Origin of the sequence: Blastococcus saxobsidens (genome assembly GCF_002938435.1) — a bacterium.
Lineage (GTDB): Bacteria > Actinomycetota > Actinomycetes > Mycobacteriales > Geodermatophilaceae > Blastococcus > Blastococcus saxobsidens.
Window position 1 is genome coordinate 51,345 of sequence record NZ_POQT01000024.1, and the last position, 18,400, is coordinate 69,744.

General features: G+C 72.3%; 13 protein-coding genes. 12 read left to right on the top strand and 1 reads right to left on the bottom strand.

Annotation, left to right across the window (positions count from 1 at the left end; translation table 11 throughout):
- Positions 1 to 115 precede the first annotated feature (115 nt).
- From uvrB to C5507_RS14700, 5 genes are all read left to right on the top strand, one after another.
- Positions 116 to 2,230 (top strand): excinuclease ABC subunit UvrB, encoded by a 2,115-nt coding sequence (gene uvrB / locus C5507_RS14680; protein WP_104529261.1) that lies wholly within the window; start codon positions 116 to 118, stop codon positions 2,228 to 2,230.
- Between the two features lie 283 nt (positions 2,231 to 2,513).
- Positions 2,514 to 3,635, top strand: coding sequence for a TerC family protein (locus C5507_RS14685; RefSeq protein ID WP_242611368.1), 1,122 nt, complete (start codon positions 2,514 to 2,516; stop codon positions 3,633 to 3,635).
- A 165-nt stretch (positions 3,636 to 3,800) separates the two neighbouring features.
- Complete coding sequence (locus tag C5507_RS14690) at positions 3,801 to 4,916, top strand: TerC family protein (protein ID WP_104529263.1); 1,116 nt, start codon at positions 3,801 to 3,803, stop codon at positions 4,914 to 4,916.
- 79 nt (positions 4,917 to 4,995) lie between these two features.
- A complete protein-coding gene (locus C5507_RS14695; protein WP_104529264.1) occupies positions 4,996 to 6,966 on the top strand; it encodes a S9 family peptidase in 1,971 nt (656 codons plus the stop codon).
- A gap of 48 nt (positions 6,967 to 7,014) precedes the next feature.
- Complete coding sequence (locus tag C5507_RS14700; protein ID WP_104529265.1) at positions 7,015 to 7,299, top strand: hypothetical protein; 285 nt, start codon at positions 7,015 to 7,017, stop codon at positions 7,297 to 7,299.
- 10 nt (positions 7,300 to 7,309) lie between these two features.
- Here the strand turns inward: C5507_RS14700 and C5507_RS14705 are convergent, their stop codons facing one another.
- The gene (locus C5507_RS14705) at positions 7,310 to 7,978 is read right to left on the bottom strand and encodes an MBL fold metallo-hydrolase (RefSeq protein WP_104529266.1); all 669 of its coding nucleotides are present in this window, start codon (positions 7,976 to 7,978) and stop codon (positions 7,310 to 7,312) included.
- Positions 7,979 to 8,025: 47 nt separating this feature from the next.
- Here C5507_RS14705 and C5507_RS14710 point away from each other — a divergent pair, with 47 nt between their 5' ends.
- The 7 genes from C5507_RS14710 to whiA all read left to right on the top strand — a co-directional run bounded on the left by C5507_RS14710 (position 8,026) and on the right by whiA (position 18,176).
- Positions 8,026 to 9,477, top strand: a complete 1,452-nt coding sequence (locus tag C5507_RS14710; protein ID WP_104529267.1) for an amidase — start codon at positions 8,026 to 8,028, stop codon at positions 9,475 to 9,477.
- Between the two features lie 132 nt (positions 9,478 to 9,609).
- The gene (gene uvrA, locus C5507_RS14715) at positions 9,610 to 12,507 is read left to right on the top strand and encodes an excinuclease ABC subunit UvrA (RefSeq protein WP_104529268.1); all 2,898 of its coding nucleotides are present in this window, start codon (positions 9,610 to 9,612) and stop codon (positions 12,505 to 12,507) included.
- Between the two features lie 169 nt (positions 12,508 to 12,676).
- Positions 12,677 to 12,982, top strand: coding sequence for a hypothetical protein (locus C5507_RS14720; protein WP_104529269.1), 306 nt, complete (start codon positions 12,677 to 12,679; stop codon positions 12,980 to 12,982).
- Between the two features lie 145 nt (positions 12,983 to 13,127).
- Entirely contained in the window at positions 13,128 to 15,158 is a 2,031-nt protein-coding gene (gene uvrC / locus C5507_RS14725; RefSeq protein ID WP_104529270.1) for an excinuclease ABC subunit UvrC, read from the top strand.
- Positions 15,155 to 16,093: an RNase adapter RapZ gene (rapZ, locus tag C5507_RS14730; RefSeq protein WP_242611067.1), complete on the top strand. Its 939-nt coding sequence runs from the start codon at positions 15,155 to 15,157 to the stop codon at positions 16,091 to 16,093. Before uvrC ends, rapZ begins: the two co-directional genes overlap by 4 nt.
- Positions 16,093 to 17,061 (top strand): gluconeogenesis factor YvcK family protein, encoded by a 969-nt coding sequence (locus tag C5507_RS14735; RefSeq protein ID WP_104529271.1) that lies wholly within the window; start codon positions 16,093 to 16,095, stop codon positions 17,059 to 17,061. Before rapZ ends, C5507_RS14735 begins: the two co-directional genes overlap by 1 nt.
- 140 nt (positions 17,062 to 17,201) lie before the next feature.
- The gene (whiA, locus tag C5507_RS14740; RefSeq protein ID WP_428839420.1) at positions 17,202 to 18,176 is read left to right on the top strand and encodes a DNA-binding protein WhiA; all 975 of its coding nucleotides are present in this window, start codon (positions 17,202 to 17,204) and stop codon (positions 18,174 to 18,176) included.
- Positions 18,177 to 18,400: the final 224 nt, after the last annotated feature.

Below are 18,400 nucleotides of genomic sequence, written 5' to 3' on the forward strand. Positions count from 1 at the left end.
GGGTGACGGCGGAAGGGGACAAGTACCCGCCCCGTCCCTCCTCCACGATCGCCCCACCAGCCGCAGCCGGTGCTCGCGACGCGTTCTGTCACAGGGTCGACGTACCTTCGACCTCGTGCGCACGTCCTCCGACCTCCGGCCCACCCAGGGGCGCTTCCGCGTCGTCAGCGACTTCGAGCCCGCGGGCGACCAGCCGGCCGCGATCAAGGCCCTCGCCGAGCGGGTGGGCGCGGGCGAGAAGGACGTCGTCCTCCTCGGCGCGACCGGAACCGGCAAGTCGGCCACCACCGCCTGGCTCATCGAGCAGGTCCAGCGGCCGACGCTGGTGATGGCGCCCAACAAGACGCTCGCTGCGCAGCTGGCCAACGAGTTCCGCGAGCTGCTGCCCGACAACGCGGTCGAGTACTTCGTCTCGTACTACGACTACTACCAGCCCGAGGCCTACGTCCCGCAGACCGACACCTACATCGAGAAGGACTCGTCGGTGAACGACGAGGTGGAGCGGCTGCGGCACTCGGCCACCAACGCGCTCCTCACCCGGCGCGACGTCGTCGTGGTGGCCACCGTGTCCTGCATCTACGGCCTGGGCACCCCGGAGGAGTACGTCGAGCGGGCGCTGAAGATCTCGGTGGGGGAGGAGCGCGACCGCGACGAGCTGCTGCGCACCCTGGTCACCGAGCAGTACACCCGCAACGACCTCTCCTTCACGCGGGGCACCTTCCGCGTGCGGGGCGACACGATCGAGGTCTTCCCGGTCTACGAGGAGCTCGCCGTCCGCATCGAGATGTTCGGCGACGAGGTGGAGCGGCTGTACTACCTGCACCCGCTGACCGGTGAGGTCGTCCGCGAGGTGCAGGAGCTGTTCGTCTTCCCGGCCAGCCACTACGTCGCCGGGCCCGACCGGATGGAGCGGGCGATCCGCGGCATCGAGGCGGAGCTCGAGCAGCGGCTGGCCGAGCTGGAGAAGCAGGGCAAGCTGCTCGAGGCCCAGCGGCTGCGCATGCGCACCACCTACGACATCGAGATGATGCGCCAGGTCGGGTTCTGCTCCGGCATCGAGAACTACTCGCGGCACATCGACGGCCGGTCGCCGGGCTCGGCGGGCGCCTGTCTCATCGACTACTTCCCGGACGACTTCCTCCTGGTCATCGACGAGTCGCACGTGACCGTCCCGCAGATCGGTGGCATGTACGAGGGCGACATGAGCCGCAAGCGGACGCTCGTCGAGCACGGCTTCCGGCTGCCGTCGGCCATGGACAACCGCCCGCTGAAGTGGGAGGAGTTCACCGACCGGATCGGGCAGACGGTCTACCTCTCGGCCACGCCGGGGGACTACGAGCTGGGGCGCACCGGCGGCGAGGTCGTCGAGCAGGTCATCCGCCCCACCGGACTGGTCGATCCGGAGGTCGTGGTGAAGCCGACCAAGGGCCAGATCGACGACCTCGTGCACGAGATCCGCGTCCGCACCGAGAAGGACGAGCGGATCCTGGTCACGACGCTGACCAAGAAGATGGCCGAGGACCTCACCGACTACCTGCTCGAGCTCGGCATCAAGGTGCGCTACCTGCACTCCGAGGTGGACACGCTGCGTCGCGTCGAGCTGCTCCGCGAGCTCCGGCAGGGGGAGTACGACGTCCTCATCGGCATCAACCTGCTGCGCGAGGGCCTGGACCTCCCCGAGGTCTCGCTGGTGGCGATCCTCGACGCCGACAAGGAGGGCTTCCTCCGGTCGGGCAAGTCGCTCATCCAGACCATCGGGCGGGCCGCGCGCAACGTCTCCGGCCAGGTGCACATGTACGCCGACAAGATCACGCCCTCGATGGCGCAGGCGATCGAGGAGACCGAGCGCCGCCGCGAGAAGCAGATCGCCTACAACCTCGAGCGTGGCGTCGACCCGCAGCCGCTGCGGAAGAAGATCGTGGACATCCTCGAGGGGATCTACCGCGAGGCCGAGGACTCCGAGACCGGCGAGCTCATCGGCGGCTCCGGCCGGCAGCAGTCGCGCGGGAAGTCCCCGGTGCCGGGGCTGTCGTCGAAGAAGGCCGGCAAGGCAGGGGCCATCGACGTGCAGGGGCTGCCACGCAACGAGCTGGCCGACCTGATCACGCAGATGAACGACCAGATGCTCGCAGCCGCGCGGGAGCTGCAGTTCGAGGTCGCGGCACGGCTGCGGGACGAGCTCAACGAACTGAAGAAGGAGCTCCGCCAGTTCGACGCCGCACACGCCTGACGGACGGCGCCTGACCCCGCGCCGGCCGGCGAGGGGGTACCCGCGGGGGTGGGAATGCGGTGTCGACTGGACGCAACAGCCGTTGCCCCCTACCCTGGATCCCGTCGGCCCGGCAACGGTCCGGCATGGAGGGGAGTAACCCCCCGCGGCAGCGTCGTCACTACGAGGTCCCCATGGGCCTCCGGCGCCGTCGGTCGTCCCAGCGGGCGGCGGGAGAGACCTCCGGATCGACCCTGTGCGGTGCGTCCTGCACCGCCGAGTCTCCGGAGGATGTTCCTTGGACGTGCCCTTCTGGGTGTGGGCTGTCACGGTCGCCGCGATCGTGGGCATGCTCGTCTTCGACCTCGTCGGTCACGTGCGCACGCCGCACGCACCGACGCTCCGCGAATCCGCGACGTGGTCGGCGGCCTACGTCGGCATCGCGATCGTCTTCGGCTTCCTCGTCTGGTGGGGCTGGGGCGCCGGCTTCGCGGGTGAGTACTTCGCCGGCTACGTGACCGAGAAGAGCCTCTCGGTCGACAACCTCTTCGTGTTCGTGCTGATCATGGCGGCCTTCGGGGTGCCCCGGGAGCTGCAGCAGAAGGTGCTGCTCTTCGGCATCACGTTCGCCCTGGCCCTCCGGACGGTGTTCATCTTCGTCGGGGCGGCGGCCATCGCGAACTTCAGCTGGGTCTTCTACCTGTTCGGCGCGATCCTCATCTACACCGCGTGGGTGCAGGCCCGCAGCGGCGGCCACGGCGACGAGGAGGACTACAAGGAGAACGCCGTCCTCCGGTTCGCCCGCAAGCGCCTGCGCACGACGGACGAGTACCACTCCGACCGGATGACCGTGACGCTGGACGGCAAGCGCTTCCTGACCCCGCTGGCCATCGCGCTCATCGCGATCGGGACGGCGGACATCATCTTCGCCGTCGACTCGATCCCGGCGATCTTCGGCCTGACCCAGGAGACGTTCCTGGTCTTCACCGCCAACGCCTTCTCCCTGCTCGGGCTCCGGCAGCTGTTCTTCCTCATCGACGGGCTGCTCGACCGGCTCGTCTACCTCGCCTACGGCCTGGCGGTGATCCTGGGCTTCATCGGTGTGAAGCTCGTCATCCACGCCCTCCACAAGAACGAGCTGCCGTTCGTGAACGGGGGCGAGGCGGTCACCGTGATCCCGGAGGTGCCGATCACCGTGTCCCTGCTGGTGATCCTGCTGACGCTGGTCGTGACGACGGTGGCCAGCCTCTGGCGGGTGCGCCGCGACCGGCGGGAGCACCTCGTCGCCGAGGCGGCCGCCGCCGACCCGACGTCGCTGTCGGACGGGGAGAGGACACCCGGGGAGTCCTTCCCGGGGTCCGGAGGGTCCGGTGACGCCCGAGCAGGTACCGTGAGCGCCGCGAACCCGGGCCGACGCGACCACTGACGATCGCCGCCGCCGGGGGATGCGAAGGAGGGGAGTATCCCCCCGCGGCAGCGTCGTCATCACGAGGTCCCATGGCCTCCGGTGCTGCCGGTCGTGCGCCTGACGGCGTGCGGTGGGAGAGACCTCCGGTGCTGAGACTGCTCGTCCCCCGGAGGAACCCCCCGCATGGAACTGCCCGTCTGGTTCGAGATCACGACGTTCGTGGGACTCACCGTCCTGCTGCTCGCGGATCTCGCCATCGTCGCCCGCCGCCCGCACGAGCCCTCCATGAAGGAGGCGGGGCTCTGGGTGGGCTTCTACGTGAGCCTGGCGCTGATCTTCGGCGTCCTGATGCTGGCGTTCACGAACGGGACCTACGCCACCGAGTTCTACGCGGGCTGGCTCACCGAGTACTCGCTCTCGGTCGACAACCTGTTCGTCTTCGTGATCATCATGGCGCGCTTCGGGGTGCCGCGGAAGTACCAGCAGGAAGCGCTGATGATCGGCATCATCATCGCCCTGGTCCTGCGCGGGATCTTCATCCTGGTCGGTGCCGTGGTCATCGAGCGGTTCGTGTGGGTCTTCTACTTCTTCGGCGTCTTCCTCATCTACACCGCGATCAACCTCGTCCGGCACCGCGGCGAGGACGAGGACTACGAGGAGAACGCGTTCATCCGGCGGATGCGCAAGGTCCTGCCGATCACGAGGGACTACCACGGCGCGAAGATCCGGGTCACCGAGAACGGCAAGAAGATGTGGACGCCGATGATCGTGGTGATCCTGGCCCTCGGGACGACGGACCTGATCTTCGCGCTGGACAGCATCCCGGCGATCTTCGGCCTCACCCGGGAACCCTTCATCGTCTTCACGGCCAACGTCTTCGCCCTCATGGGTCTGCGCCAGCTGTACTTCCTGCTCGGTGGCCTGCTGAAGCGGCTCGTGTACCTCTCCCTGGGGCTCGCCGTCATCCTGGCCTTCATCGGCGTGAAGCTGATCCTGGAGGCGCTGTACGAGAACCAGCTGCCGTTCGCGGGTGAGCGCGAGCCCCTCGAGGCGGTGCCGCACATCCCGATCTGGCTGTCGCTGTCGATCATCCTGGGCGTGCTCGTCGTCGCCACGGTGGCCAGCCTGATCAAGACCCGCGGTCAGCTGATCTCCGTCGACGAGCCGGTCGTGGACCCGGAGACGGCGAAGTCGGTGCCCACCGGCGGTCCGGAGGCCGCCGCGGCGGCCGAGGCGCGCATCGCCAGCCCGGACAACACCGCCGGGTCCTCGCCGGACGAGGACCGCGGCCCCCGCTGACCTTGCCTTCCCGGCGGCCGCCCCCCTCCACCCGGAGGGCGGGCGGTCGCCGGCACCGGCTGGGTTAGCGTCGCCGATCATGCGGCCGAACGATCTCGCGCTCCTGCGCACCCCGGGGACGCCGACCGTCTCGCCCGACGGCCGGATCGCGGTCGTCGCCGTCGGCTGGCCGGACCTGGACGCCGACGAGTACCGCAGCCAGCTGTGGGCGGTGCCCACCGACGGGTCGGCCCCGGCGCGCCCTCTGACGTCCGGCGCCCACGACACCGACCCGGCGTTCTCCCCGGACGGCCGTTGGCTGGCCTACCTCGGCACCGAGCCGGGTGGGCGGCCGCAGATCCTGGTGCTGCCGGCTGCCGGGGGAGCCCCGCGCCGGCTCACCGCCCACCACCTCGGCGCGGGACGGCCGGTGTGGTCGCCGGACTCCCGCCGGCTGGCCCACGTCGCGCGTGTCCCGGAGCCCGGCCGGTACGGCACGGTGGAGGGCGTCGACGCCATCGCCGAGCCGCCCCGGCTGATCACCACCCTCACGTTCCGGCGGGACGGCGTCGGGTTCCTGCGCGACCGGCCCAGCCAGGTGTTCGTCGTCGACCTGCCGGCCGACTTCGCCGGCGACACCACACCGGCGCCCGCACCCGTGCAGCTCACCACCGGCGACGACGACTGCATCGACGTCACCTGGCGTCCCGACGGCGGGGAGCTGGCCTTCGTCTCCGCCCGGCATCCCCGTGCCGACCGGGACCTGGTGCACGACGTGTACGCGGTGCACCTCGACGGGACGGGGCTGCGGCGGGTCACCGACGGGCGGGGCGACTGTGCGCTGCCCGTCTACACCGCCGACGGGACGTCCCTCGTCGTCACCGCCGTCCCCGACCTCGGGCCCGACGGGCTGGACTTCGTGGCCCGTCAGGCCGTGCCGTGCCGCGTGCCGGCCGCCGGTGGACCCCTGGCCCCGCTGCTGGACGCGGAGCTGCACCAGCGGGGGGACGAGACCCCGGGCACCGTGCTCGCCGGGGAGGCGGTCCTGGTCGGCGTCGAGCGCCGCGGCGCGGTGGAGCTGCTGCGGGTGCCGCTGGACGGCGGTGAGCCGGAGGCCCTCGTGGACGGGCCGTTCACCGTGCGGGGGTTCGCGGCCGCAGGTGACGTCGTCGTCGCCGTCGTCGCGCACGACCGCTCGGCCGGCGAACTCCTGGCGATCAGCCCGGAGGGGCGCCGGCTGCTCACCGGCTTCGGCCGGGAGCTGGGCGCGACGGGTCGGCTGCACCGCGCGGAGCAGCGCACCGCGGAGGCGCCCGACGGGTACCCGGTGCACGGCTGGGTCACCACGCCGCCCGGCCCCGGGCCGCACCCGGTGCTGCTCACCGTGCACGGGGGACCGTTCCGGCAGTACGGCTGGACGCTGCTCGACGAGATCCAGGTCCTCGTCTCCGCGGGCTACGCGGTGGTGCAGTGCAACCCGCGGGGCTCCTCCGGCTACGGGGCCGCCCACGGCCGGGCGATCCGCGGCGCCTGGGGCGGCCTCGACGCCGACGACGTCCTCGCGTTCCTCGACGCGGCGCTCGCCGATCCGGCCCTGGACGCCGACCGCGTGGGCATCATGGGCGGCTCCTACGGCGGCTTCCTGACCGCACTGCTGATCGGGCGCACCGACCGGTTCGCCGGGGCCGTGGTGGAGCGGGCGCTCACCGATCCGGTCAGCTTCGCAGGATCGGCCGACATCGGGTGGTACTTCCCCGACGGCTACCTCGGGAGCGAGCCGGAGCGGCTCGCCGCGCAGAGCCCGCTGGCGCACGCGCACGCCATCACCACACCGACCCTGGTGATCCACGCCGAGCAGGACTGGCGGACGCCGCTGGAGCAGGGGCAGCGGCTCTACGTGGAGCTGAAGCGACGCGGGGTCCCGTCGGAACTCCTGCTGTTCCCCGGAGAGGGGCACGAGCTCTCCCGGTCCGGGCGGCCCCGGCACCGGCTGGCCCGCTTCGAGCACGTCCTCCGCTGGTGGGCGCGTTGGCTGCCGACCCCCGCCAACGGGGACGACACCGGGGCCTGAGCGCGCTGGGCACTGCGGGACGGGACGAGTAGGCCTAGCGTGCGCAGGATGGCGCTCATCTACCCGGTCAGGCTGGACACCCCCGAGCCCGACGAGGACGCGGCTCCCGACTACGCGGAGCTCGCCGCCGACCTGTCCGACCAGTGGCTGGTCGAGGTGGACCTCGGCGAGGACGGCGACGACGCCTGCTTCGGACCACTGACCCCGCGGGCCGCCTGGGACCTCGCCCTGGGCGTGGACGAGCGGCAGCCGGAGTGGACGGTGTCGGTGCTGCCGCTGCACGTGCCCGGCACCGCCGACGAGCTGGTCGCCCTGTTCACCGAGGACGTCTAGCCAGGCCGGCTCACCAGCCGCGGTCCCGCCACTCCGCCAGGTGCGGTCGCTCGGCACCGATCGTCGTGTCCTTGCCGTGTCCGGGGTAGACCCAGGCCTCGTCGGGCAGGACGGCGAAGAGCCGCTGCTCGACGTCGTCGATCAGGCTGGCGAACCGGTCGGCGTCCTGCTGGGTGTTGCCGACACCGCCGGGGAAGAGGCTGTCGCCGGTGAAGACGTGCACCCCGGCGTCGCCGCGGCCGCGCCAGACGAGGGCGATGCTGCCGGGCGTGTGCCCGCGCAGGTGCACCACCTCGAGCGTCTGCTCGCCGACGGTGACGGTGTCCCCGTGCTCGACCGGGCGCTGCACCGGGACCGGGAGGTCCGCGCTGTCCGCCGGGTGGGCGACGGTGACCGCGCCGGTCGCCGCGACGACCTCCGGCAGGGCGCGGTGGTGGTCCCAGTGCCCGTGGGTGGTGACGACGGTCCGCAGCGCGGTGCCGCCGATCAGCGCCTGCAGCGTCTCCGGCTCGGCGGCCGCGTCGACGAGCAGGGCCTCACCGGTGGCGGTGCAGCGCAGCAGGTAGGCGTTGTTCGCCATCTCGCTGACGGCGACCTTGCTGATGGTCAGCCCGGGCAGCTCCCGCACGTCGGCGGGACCCCCGACCTCGACGTCCCCGGTGTACTTCGCGGTGCTCATCCGGACTCCGTTCGGAAAGTGTCGGCGGACGCCGTTACGGTCCAGGCATGGACGCTAGCGGAGGTGTCGGCACGGCTCAGGACGGCGCCGGGGGCGGTGCCCGGGAGGAGTCCCGGGTGGGCGCCTCCGTCGTGGGCCTGCCGGCGACGGAGATCGCCGCGCTGGTGCGCGCCGGTGAGATCACGGCGGTCGACGTCGTCCGCGCGCACCTCGACCACATCGAGGCCGTCGACGGCCGGGTCGGCGCCTTCCGCGTGATCCGGCGGGAGGCCGCGCTGCTGGAGGCGGCGGCCGTGGACGCCAGCCTCACCCGCTTCGCCCTGCCCCTGGCCGGGGTGCCGGTGGCGATCAAGGACAACGTCCCGGTGGCGGGGGAAACCTGCACCGACGGCTCGCCCGCCCGCACCGCCGGTCCGGAGGCCAAGGACCACCCGGTCGTCACGCGGCTGCGCAAGGCCGGCGCCGTCGTCGTCGGCATCACCCGCGCCCCGGAGCTCTGCCTCTACGCGGCCACCGACGGCCCCGGCACGGTCAGCCGGAACCCGTGGGACACCGCGCTGTCGCCCGCCGGCAGTTCCGGCGGGAGCGCCGCGGCGGTGGCCGCGGGCGGCGTCCCGATCGCGCACGGCAACGACGGGATGGGCTCGCTGCGGCTGCCCGCGGCGGCCTGCGGGCTGGTCACCCTGAAGCCGGGCACCGGGGTGGTGCCCGGCGGCATCGGTGCCGACGACTGGTCCGGCATGGCCGTCAACGGTGCGCTCGCCACCACGGTGGCCGACCTCGCGGTGGCGCACGCGATCCTGGCGGGGGAGGACCCGGCCCCTCCCGCCGATCCGGGGCGCCCGCTGCGGATCGCCGTCAGCACCCGGTCGCCGGTCCCGGGGGTGGGCGCCGACGCCGCCACGCGCGCCGCCGTGGACACCGTGGTCGCCCGGCTGCGCGCGGCCGGGCACACCGTCGTCCGGCGGAACCCGCCGATCACCCCCGCGGCCGCGGCCGGCGCCCTCGTCCGCTGGATGGCCGGTGCCGAGGACGACGCGGAGTTCCTCGGCATCGATCGTGCGCAGCTGCAGCCGCGCAGCCGCACCCACGCCCGCATCGGCCGCGTCGTCCGGCGGCTGGGGCTGGTCCGGCCCCGCACGCAGGAGCGGTTCCGCGAGCGCATGGTCCGGTTCTTCGACGACGTCGACGTGCTGCTCACCCCGGTGACCACCGGCCCGCCGCTGCCCGCGCGGCCCTGGCACGAGCGCGGCTTCCTCGCCAACATCACCGCCAATGCGCGGTGGGCGCCGTGGACGGCGGCCTGGAACCTGGCCGGCATCCCCGCCGCCGTGCTACCGGCCGCCGCCCGCCCGGACGGGCCGCCGGTGCCCGTCCAGCTGGTCGGGCCGCCGGGCGCCGAGGCGCGTCTACTCTGGCTGAGCGGGGAACTCGAGCGGCAGCTGCCGTGGCGCCGGTACGCACCGGTCTTCGACCCCACCGTTCCGGCGGCCGGCTGATCCTCCGCCTGGGCACAGCTCACAGTCCCCGGCGGACGATCGCGGCACGACCCGGCGTTGCACCGGGGGACCGCGCCCGGGCCGCCGGACCGCACCACCGCGTCACCCACACCAGCGACCGACAGGGATCACATGGACCGGCTCGTCGTCCGCGGCGCCCGTGAGCACAACCTCAAGGACGTCCACATCGACCTTCCCCGTGACGCGCTCATCGTGTTCACGGGTCTGTCGGGCTCCGGGAAGTCCAGCCTCGCCTTCGACACGATCTTCGCCGAGGGGCAGCGCCGGTACGTCGAGTCGCTGTCGGCCTACGCCCGCCAGTTCCTCGGCCAGATGGACAAGCCCGACGTCGACTTCATCGAAGGGCTCTCACCCGCGGTCTCGATCGACCAGAAGTCGACGAACCGGAACCCGCGGTCGACGGTCGGCACGATCACCGAGGTCTACGACTACCTGCGCCTGCTCTACGCGCGCGCCGGCCAGCCGCACTGCCCCAACTGCGGCAAGCCGATCTCCCGGCAGACCCCGCAGCAGATCGTCGACCAGGTCCTCGGCATGGAGGAGGGCACCCGCTTCCAGGTGCTCGCCCCCGTGGTCCGGGCCCGCAAGGGCGAGTACGTCGACCTGTTCAGCTCCCTGCAGACCCAGGGCTTCTCGCGCGTCCGCGTCGACGGCACGGTGCACCCGCTCACCGAGCCGCCGAAGCTCAAGAAGCAGGAGAAGCACACCATCGAGGTCATCGTCGACCGCCTGACGGTGAAGGAGAGCGCCAAGCGCCGGCTCACCGACTCGGTCGAGACCGCGCTGGGGCTGGCCGGGGGCCTCGTCGTCCTCGACTTCGTCGACCTCCCGGAGGACGACCCGCACCGCGAGCGCACCTTCTCCGAGCACCTGGCCTGCGTCGACGACGGCCTCTCCTTCGAGGCGCTCGAGCCGCGCTCCTTCTCGTTCAACTCCCCGTTCGGCGCCTGCCCCGAGTGCACCGGCATCGGCACCCGCAAGGAGGTCGACCCGGAGCTCGTCGTCCCCGATCCGGGCAAGAGCCTCAACCAGGGCGCGATCGCGCCGTGGTCGAGCTCGATGAGCAACGAGTACTTCACCCGGCTGCTCACCGGCCTGTCCCAGCAGATCGGCTTCTCCATGGACGACCCGTGGGAGCGGCTGCCGGCCAAGGTCCAGAAGGCGATCCTGCACGGCTCGCCGGACCAGGTGCACGTCCGCTACAAGAACCGCTACGGCCGCGAGCGCAGCTACTACGCCGCGTTCGAGGGCGTGCTGCCGTTCCTGGAGCGCCGGCACGAGGACACCGACAGCGACTACATGAAGGACAAGTACGAGGGCTACATGCGGGACGTCCCGTGCCCCGTCTGCCACGGCACCCGGCTCAAGCCGGAGATCCTCGCGGTCAAGCTCAACGGCCGGTCGATCGCCGAGGTCACCGGCCTGTCGATCGGCGAGGCCTCGCAGTGGCTCGGAGCCCTGGAGCTGGGGGAGCGGGAGAAGGCGATCGCCGACCGCGTCCTGCGCGAGATCCAGGCCCGGCTGTCCTTCCTGGTCGACGTCGGTCTGGACTACCTGTCCCTCGACCGGCCGGCGGCGACCCTGGCCGGCGGCGAGGCGCAGCGCATCCGGCTCGCGACCCAGATCGGGTCCGGCCTGGTGGGCGTCCTCTACGTGCTCGACGAGCCCTCCATCGGCCTGCACCAGCGCGACAACACCCGGCTCATCGAGACGCTGATCCGGCTGCGCGACATGGGCAACACGCTCATCGTCGTGGAGCACGACGAGGACACCATCAAGGTGGCCGACTGGGTGGTCGACATCGGCCCGGGCGCCGGCGAGCACGGCGGCGAGGTCGTGGTGAGCGGCACCGTGGAGGAGCTGCTGGCCAGCGAGCGCTCGTTGACCGGCGCGTACCTCTCCGGCCGCAAGCAGATCACCGTGCCGGACAAGCGGCGGGAGCCGGAGCCGGGGCGCGAGCTCGTCGTCAAGGGTGCGCGGGAGAACAACCTGCGCGGGATCGACGTGTCGTTCCCGCTCGGCTGCCTGGTGGCCGTCACCGGGGTGTCGGGGTCGGGCAAGTCGACCCTGGTCAACGACATCCTCTACACGACGCTGGCCAACCAGCTGAACCGGGCGCGGCAGGTGGCGGGGCGGCACCGCACCATCACCGGTCTGGAGCACCTCGACAAGGTCGTGCACGTCGACCAGTCGCCCATCGGCCGGACCCCGCGGTCCAACCCGGCCACCTACACCGGCGTCTGGGACCACGTGCGCAAGCTCTTCGCCCAGACCACCGAGGCGAAGATGCGCGGCTACCTCCCCGGCCGGTTCTCCTTCAACGTGAAGGGCGGCCGCTGCGAGGCCTGCTCGGGCGACGGCACGCTGAAGATCGAGATGAACTTCCTGCCGGACGTCTACGTCCCGTGCGAGGTCTGCAAGGGCGCCCGCTTCAACCGGGAGACCCTCGAGGTGCACTACAAGGGCAAGACGGTGGCCGAGGTCCTCGACATGCCGATCGAGGAGGCCGCCGACTTCTTCGCCGCCATCCCGGCGATCGCCCGCTACCTGCGCACGCTCACCGACGTGGGCCTGGGCTACGTCCGGCTCGGGCAGCCGGCCACCACGCTCTCCGGCGGTGAGGCCCAGCGGGTGAAGCTGGCCAGCGAGCTGCAGAAGCGGTCGAACGGCCGCAGCATCTACGTCCTGGACGAGCCGACCACCGGTCTGCACTTCGAGGACATCCGGAAGCTGCTGCTCGTCCTCCAGGGCCTGGTCGACAAGGGCAACTCGGTGATCGTCATCGAGCACAACCTCGACGTGATCAAGAGCGCCGACTGGCTGATCGACATGGGCCCCGAGGGTGGCTTCCGCGGTGGCTCCGTCGTCGCGGAGGGCCCGCCGGAGTTCGTGGCCACGGTGCCCGAGAGCCACACCGGCCGGTACCTGGTGCCGATGCTCGACGCCGACGCGGTTGCCGCCGCGGCGGTCGGGCCGGTCAAGAAGCGGACCCGCAAGAAGGCCAGCTGACCGGTCGGGGCACGGGCCGGTCCCCGTGCCCCGACCCGGCTCCCGTACCAGCCCGTGGGAACGGCCGCCCAGATCTCCGGCGCGAACACTTGTGAGAGAAGTCACTGACGGCGTACCCTCTGTGTGACCGACGTCACCGGGCGCACCTGTGCCCCACGAGGAGGCCGCGATGAGCGCACTCACGCCTGACTGCGACCCGGACATGAGCCACTGCGGCCAGCCATGGCAGGGCAAGGGCTCGCGAGGGTCGGGAATCCTCTCCGCCGTCGTCCTGGTCGCCCTCCTGGGCCTCTCGCTGGTCGTGGTGACCAAGGACGTGGTGGCCGACGCCTTCGACTTCGTCGCCGTCCCGGTGGGGCTGCTGGCGGCCGTGGCCCTGAGCCGCAGGGTGGCCCGCCTGGCCGCCCGCGGAGCGTCCGCCGTCGCCACGCGCATGCCGACCGTCGCGGTGCGACGCTCGCAGCCCGTGGGCTGACCCACACCTGAACGCCACTCCGGAGCGAGGCCCTCGGGCCCCGCTCCGGTGGCATGCCCGGGTGTCCCGCCATGGGGCTGTGACGCGTGGGACTGACGGGTGCGTGCACTGACGGCGTGTCGCACCCGCGACCTAATGTGGGGACATGGCCGATCCGTCCACGTACCGCCCTGCGGTCGGCTCCATCCCCGAGAGCCCAGGGGTCTACAGGTTCCGCGACCCCAACGGCCGGGTCATCTACGTCGGCAAGGCCAAGAACCTCCGGCAGCGGCTGAACAGCTACTTCGCCGACGTCGCCGGCCTGCACCCGCGCACCCGCCAGATGGTGACGACGGCGTCGAGCGTCGAGTGGACCGTCGTCGGCACCGAGGTCGAGGCCCTCCAGCTCGAGTACAACTGGATCAAGGAGTTCGACCCGCGGTTCAACGTCCGCTACCGGGACGACAAGAGCTATCCCTCCCTGGCGGTCACCGTCAACGAGGAGTTCCCGCGACTGCAGGTCATGCGCGGGCCCAAGAAGAAGGGCGTCCGGTACTTCGGCCCGTACGCCCACGCCTGGGCCATCCGCGAGACGCTGGACACCCTGACCCGCGTCTTCCCGGCACGCACCTGCTCCAACGGCGTCTTCAAGCGGGCCGGGCAGATCGGCCGGCCCTGCCTGCTCGGCTACATCGGCAAGTGCGCCGCCCCCTGCGTCGAGCGGGTCGGCGCCGAGGAGCACCGGCAGATCGTCGACGACTTCTGCGACTTCATGGCCGGCCGCACCGACTCGATGATCAAGCGCCTCGAGCGCGAGATGGCCGAGGCGGCCGAGGCCATGGAGTACGAGAGGGCCGCCCGGCTGCGGGACGACCTCGGCGCCCTGAAGCGGGCCATGGAGAAGCAGGCCGTCGTCCTGGGCGACGGCACCGACGCCGACGTCGTCGCCTTCGCCCAGGACGAGCTGGAAGCCGCCGTCCAGGTCTTCCACGTCCGCGGCGGACGCGTGCGCGGCCAGCGGGGCTGGGTCATCGACAAGGTCGAGGAGGTCAGCACCGGGCAGCTGGTCGAGCAGTTCCTGCTCCAGGTGTACGGCGGGGTGGACGAGCAGACGGGCGTCGGCGAGGCGGGGGAGGCCGTGCCCCGGGAGGTCCTCGTGCCGGAGCTGCCGGAGGACGCCGACGTCTACGTGGAGCTGCTGGAGGAGTTGCGCGGTGGCCGGGTGTCGCTGCGCGTGCCCCAGCGCGGTGACAAGCGCAGCCTGATGGAGACCGTCGAGCGGAACGCCAAGGAGGCGTTCGCCCGCCACCGCGTGAAGCGTGCCAGCGACCTGACGGCGCGATCCCTGGCGCTGTCGGAGCTCCAGGAGGCGCTGGAGCTGCCGGACGCACCGCTGCGGATCGAGTGCATCGACATCAGCCACGTGCAGGGCACCAACGTGGTCGCCAGCATGGTGGTGTTCGAGGACGGGTTGGCCAAGAAGTCCGACTACCGCCGGTTCGCCGTCGCCAACGGCACCGACGACACCGCGGCGATGGCCGAGGTGGTCCGCCGGCGGTTCGCCCGCCACCTCAAGGACGAGGCCGACCGCCGGGACGAGCAGGGGGTCGCGGCCGAGGAGGGCCGGCCGCGCAGGTTCGCCTACCCGCCGAACCTGCTGGTCGTCGACGGCGGCGCGCCGCAGGTGGCGGCGGCGGCCCGGTCGCTGGACGAGCTGGGCATCGTCGACGTCGCCGTCTGCGGGCTGGCCAAGCGCATGGAAGAGGTGTGGCTGCCGGGGGACAGCGACCCGGTGATCCTGCCGCGCACCTCCGAGGCGCTCTACCTGCTGCAGCGGGTCCGTGACGAGGCCCACCGCTTCGCCATCACCTACCACCGGCAGAAGCGGTCGACGAGCATGCTGGTATCCCTCCTGGACGACGTCCCAGGCCTCGGAGAGGCCCGGCGGAAGGCGCTGATGAAGCAGTTCGGATCCCTCAAGCGGCTGCGCGCGGCCACGGTGGAGGAGCTCATGACCGTGCCCGGCATCGGCCGACGGACGGCTGAGGCGGTGCAGACGGCGGTCGCCGAGCCGAGCGGTACCCCCGACGGCGGCGAGCCGGACGAGACCGTCCTGGCGCCGCAGGGGCCCGCTGAGCAGGGTGCTCCGCGCGCCGGCTCCGGCGAGGCCGCCGAGATCGGCCGGGTGGCCTCGTGACCGCCGCTCCCAGGACCGCCGGTGCCGGGCCCCAGGACGACGTGTCCCCGGCGATGGACCCCTCCTCGACCGAGACGCCGCCGCTCGAGGTCGTGGTGGTCACCGGCCTGTCGGGTGCCGGCAAGAACAGCGCCGGGCGCGTGCTGGAGGACCTCGGCTGGTTCGTCGTCGACAACCTGCCGCCCGCGCTGCTGCTGCCGATGGTCGAGCTCGGTGCGCGCGGCGACCTGCGCCGCTTCGCGGCCGTCGTGGACGTCCGCAGCCGGGCCTTCTCCAGCGACCTGCAGGAGGCCATCCGGGTGCTGTCCGCCGCCGGGCACCGGCCCCGGGTGGTCTACGTGCACGCCCGCGACGAGGTCCTCGTCCGCCGCTACGAGTCCAACCGGCGGGAGCACCCGCTGCAGGGCACCGGCACGCTCATCGACGGCATCTCGGCCGAACGGGCCTTGCTGACCGGCATCGCCGGTGAGGCCGACCTCTGGGTCGACACCAGCGATCTCAACATCCACCAGCTGCGGGCCACGCTGGAGAACGCGTTCGCCCGGGAGGGGCGCACGCCGCCGCTGACCGCCACGGTGATGAGCTTCGGCTTCAAGTACGGCCTCCCGCTGGACGCCGACCTCGTGGTCGACGCTCGCTTCCTGCCCAACCCGCACTGGGTGCCGGAGCTGCGTGCGCACACCGGCCGCGATCCGGACGTGCGCGAGTACGTGCTGGGCCAGGAGGGCGCCGCGGAGTTCCTCGACCGCTACGTCGACGTCCTGCGCCTGCTGGTCCCCGGTTACCGGCGCGAGGGCAAGCGGTACCTGACGCTCGCCGTCGGCTGCACGGGCGGCAAGCACCGCAGCGTGGCCATCGCCGAGGAGTTCGCCCGGCGGCTCGGGGCCGAGGGCGTCGCGGCCGTCGCCCGGCACCGCGACCTGGGTCGCGAGTAGTGGGCCGCGTACCGGGCGCGGGGTCGCCGCCCCGGGTGGTGGCGTTCGGCGGTGGGCACGGGCTAGCGGCGGCGCTCGCGGCCTGGCGCCGGATCACCGAGCAGCTGACCGCCGTGGTCACCGTCGCCGACGACGGCGGATCGTCGGGCCGGATCCGCCGGGAGATGCCCGTGCTGCCGCCCGGGGACCTCCGGATGGCCATGGCGGCCCTGGCCGGCGACGAGGCCCGCGCGCAGACGCTGGCCGCGCTCTTCCAGCACCGCTTCGGCGGCAGCGGGGTCCTGGCCGGGCACCCCGTGGGAAACCTGCTGCTGACCGGCCTGGCCGAGATGCACGGCGGCGACACGGTGCGGGCGCTCGACGAGCTCTGCGAGCTGATCGGCGCCCGGGGCCGGGTGCTGCCCATGGCCGACGAGCCGCTGGACCTCGTCGCCCGCGTGGAGACCGTCGACCGGGACGACCCGGCGCGGGTGCGCACGATCCGCGGCCAAGTGGCCATCGCGGCCACCCCGGGGCGGGTGCGCGACATCCGCGTCTCCCCGGCCGACCCGGTCGTCCACCCGGCGGTGCTCGAGGCCATCGCGCAGGCCGACGTCGTCTCGCTGGGTCCCGGTTCCTGGTACACCTCGGTGCTGCCGCACCTGCTGGTGCCGCGGCTGCGCGCCGCGCTGGCCGAGTCGGAGGCCCGCGTGGTGGTGGTGCTCAACCTGGAACCGCAACCCGGTGAGACGGACGGTTTCTCACCGGAGGAACATCTCAACGTGCTCCTGGCCCACATGGACGGAGTGGCGTTGCACAGCGTGATCGCCGATGCTGAATCGGTTGTTGACCGCCGTGGTCTGCTGAACGCGGTCCGCCGCTGCGGTGCCGAGCTCCTCCTGGCGCCGGTGGCCGAGCCGGACGGTGCTCCTCGGCACGACCCGGAGCGGCTGTCGGCCGCGCTGGCGTCGGTGGTCGGAGCGCGCTGAACGAGTAGAAGTGGCCGACCGGGTAACGCAGGAGCCCGGCAGGCAAGCCGCACGAGGGGGAAGGGGACGGCGTACATGGCGCTGACCCGAATGCCGGGGACGGAACGTCCCGGCGCGACGTGGGGGTGGACGGCGTGGCGATGACCGCCATGGTGAAGGACGAGCTCTCCCGGGTGGAGTGCACGAAGACCTCCGAGCGCAAGGCCGAGGTGACCGCGCTGCTGCGGTTCTCCGGCGGCCTGCACATCGTCGGGGGCCGGGTGGTCATCGAGGCCGAGCTCGACACCGGGTCGGTGGCCCGCCGGCTGCGCCGGGACATCAGCGAGGTCTACGGCTACACGAGCGGCGTGAGCGTGCTCGCCGGCGGCAACATCCGCCGCGGCGTGCGCTACCTGGTCCGCATCGCCAAGCACGGTGAGGGTCTCGCGCGCCAGACCGGCCTGGTCGACCAGCGCGGCCGCCCCGTCCGCGGCCTGCCGCCGGCCGTCGTCTCCGGCAGCCTCAACGACGCCGAGGCGGCCTGGCGCGGCGCCTTCCTGGCGCACGGCTCGCTCACGGAGCCGGGTCGGTCCTCCTCGCTGGAGGTGACCTGCCCCGGCCCGGAGGCGGCCATGGCCCTCGTGGGCGCTGCGCGCCGCCTCGGGATCGCCGCCAAGGCCCGCGAGGTGCGGGGTGCGGACCGCGTGGTCGTGCGCGACGGCGACGCCATCAGCGCGCTGCTGACGCGCATGGGTGCGCACGACGCCGTCATGGCGTGGGAGGAGCGGCGCATGCGCCGTGAGGTCCGTGCGACAGCCAACCGGTTGGCCAACTTCGACGACGCCAACCTGCGCCGTTCGGCCCGGGCCGCCGTCGCGGCCAGCGCCCGGGTGGAGCGGGCGCTGGAGATCCTGGGCGAGGACGCCCCGGAGCACCTGCTCGTCGCGGGCCGGCTGCGGCTGGAGTTCGGTCAGGCCTCCCTGGAGGAGCTGGGCCAGCGCGCCGATCCGCCGATGACCAAGGACGCCGTCGCCGGTCGCATACGGCGTCTCCTCGCCATGGCCGACAAGCGCGCCAAGGACCTCGGCATCCCGGACACGGAGTCCGTCGTCACCGACGACATGCTCGCCCAGTAACGGGCGGCCGTTCCAGCACGTCAGCCGCGTCACCGCGGCGTCCTGCCTCACCGCGCGGGGTCCTGGCTCACCGTCGACCGTGAGTCAGGACCCTTCGTGATCAGGAGACAGTGAGGATGTGGGTGAGCCCCGCAGCGACCGTTCCTGACCCTTCAGGAGACTGACTTCGGGTCTTTATCCGGATCTGTCGGTTCGGTTGCTGCGGGGCTCGCTGCACTCACCAG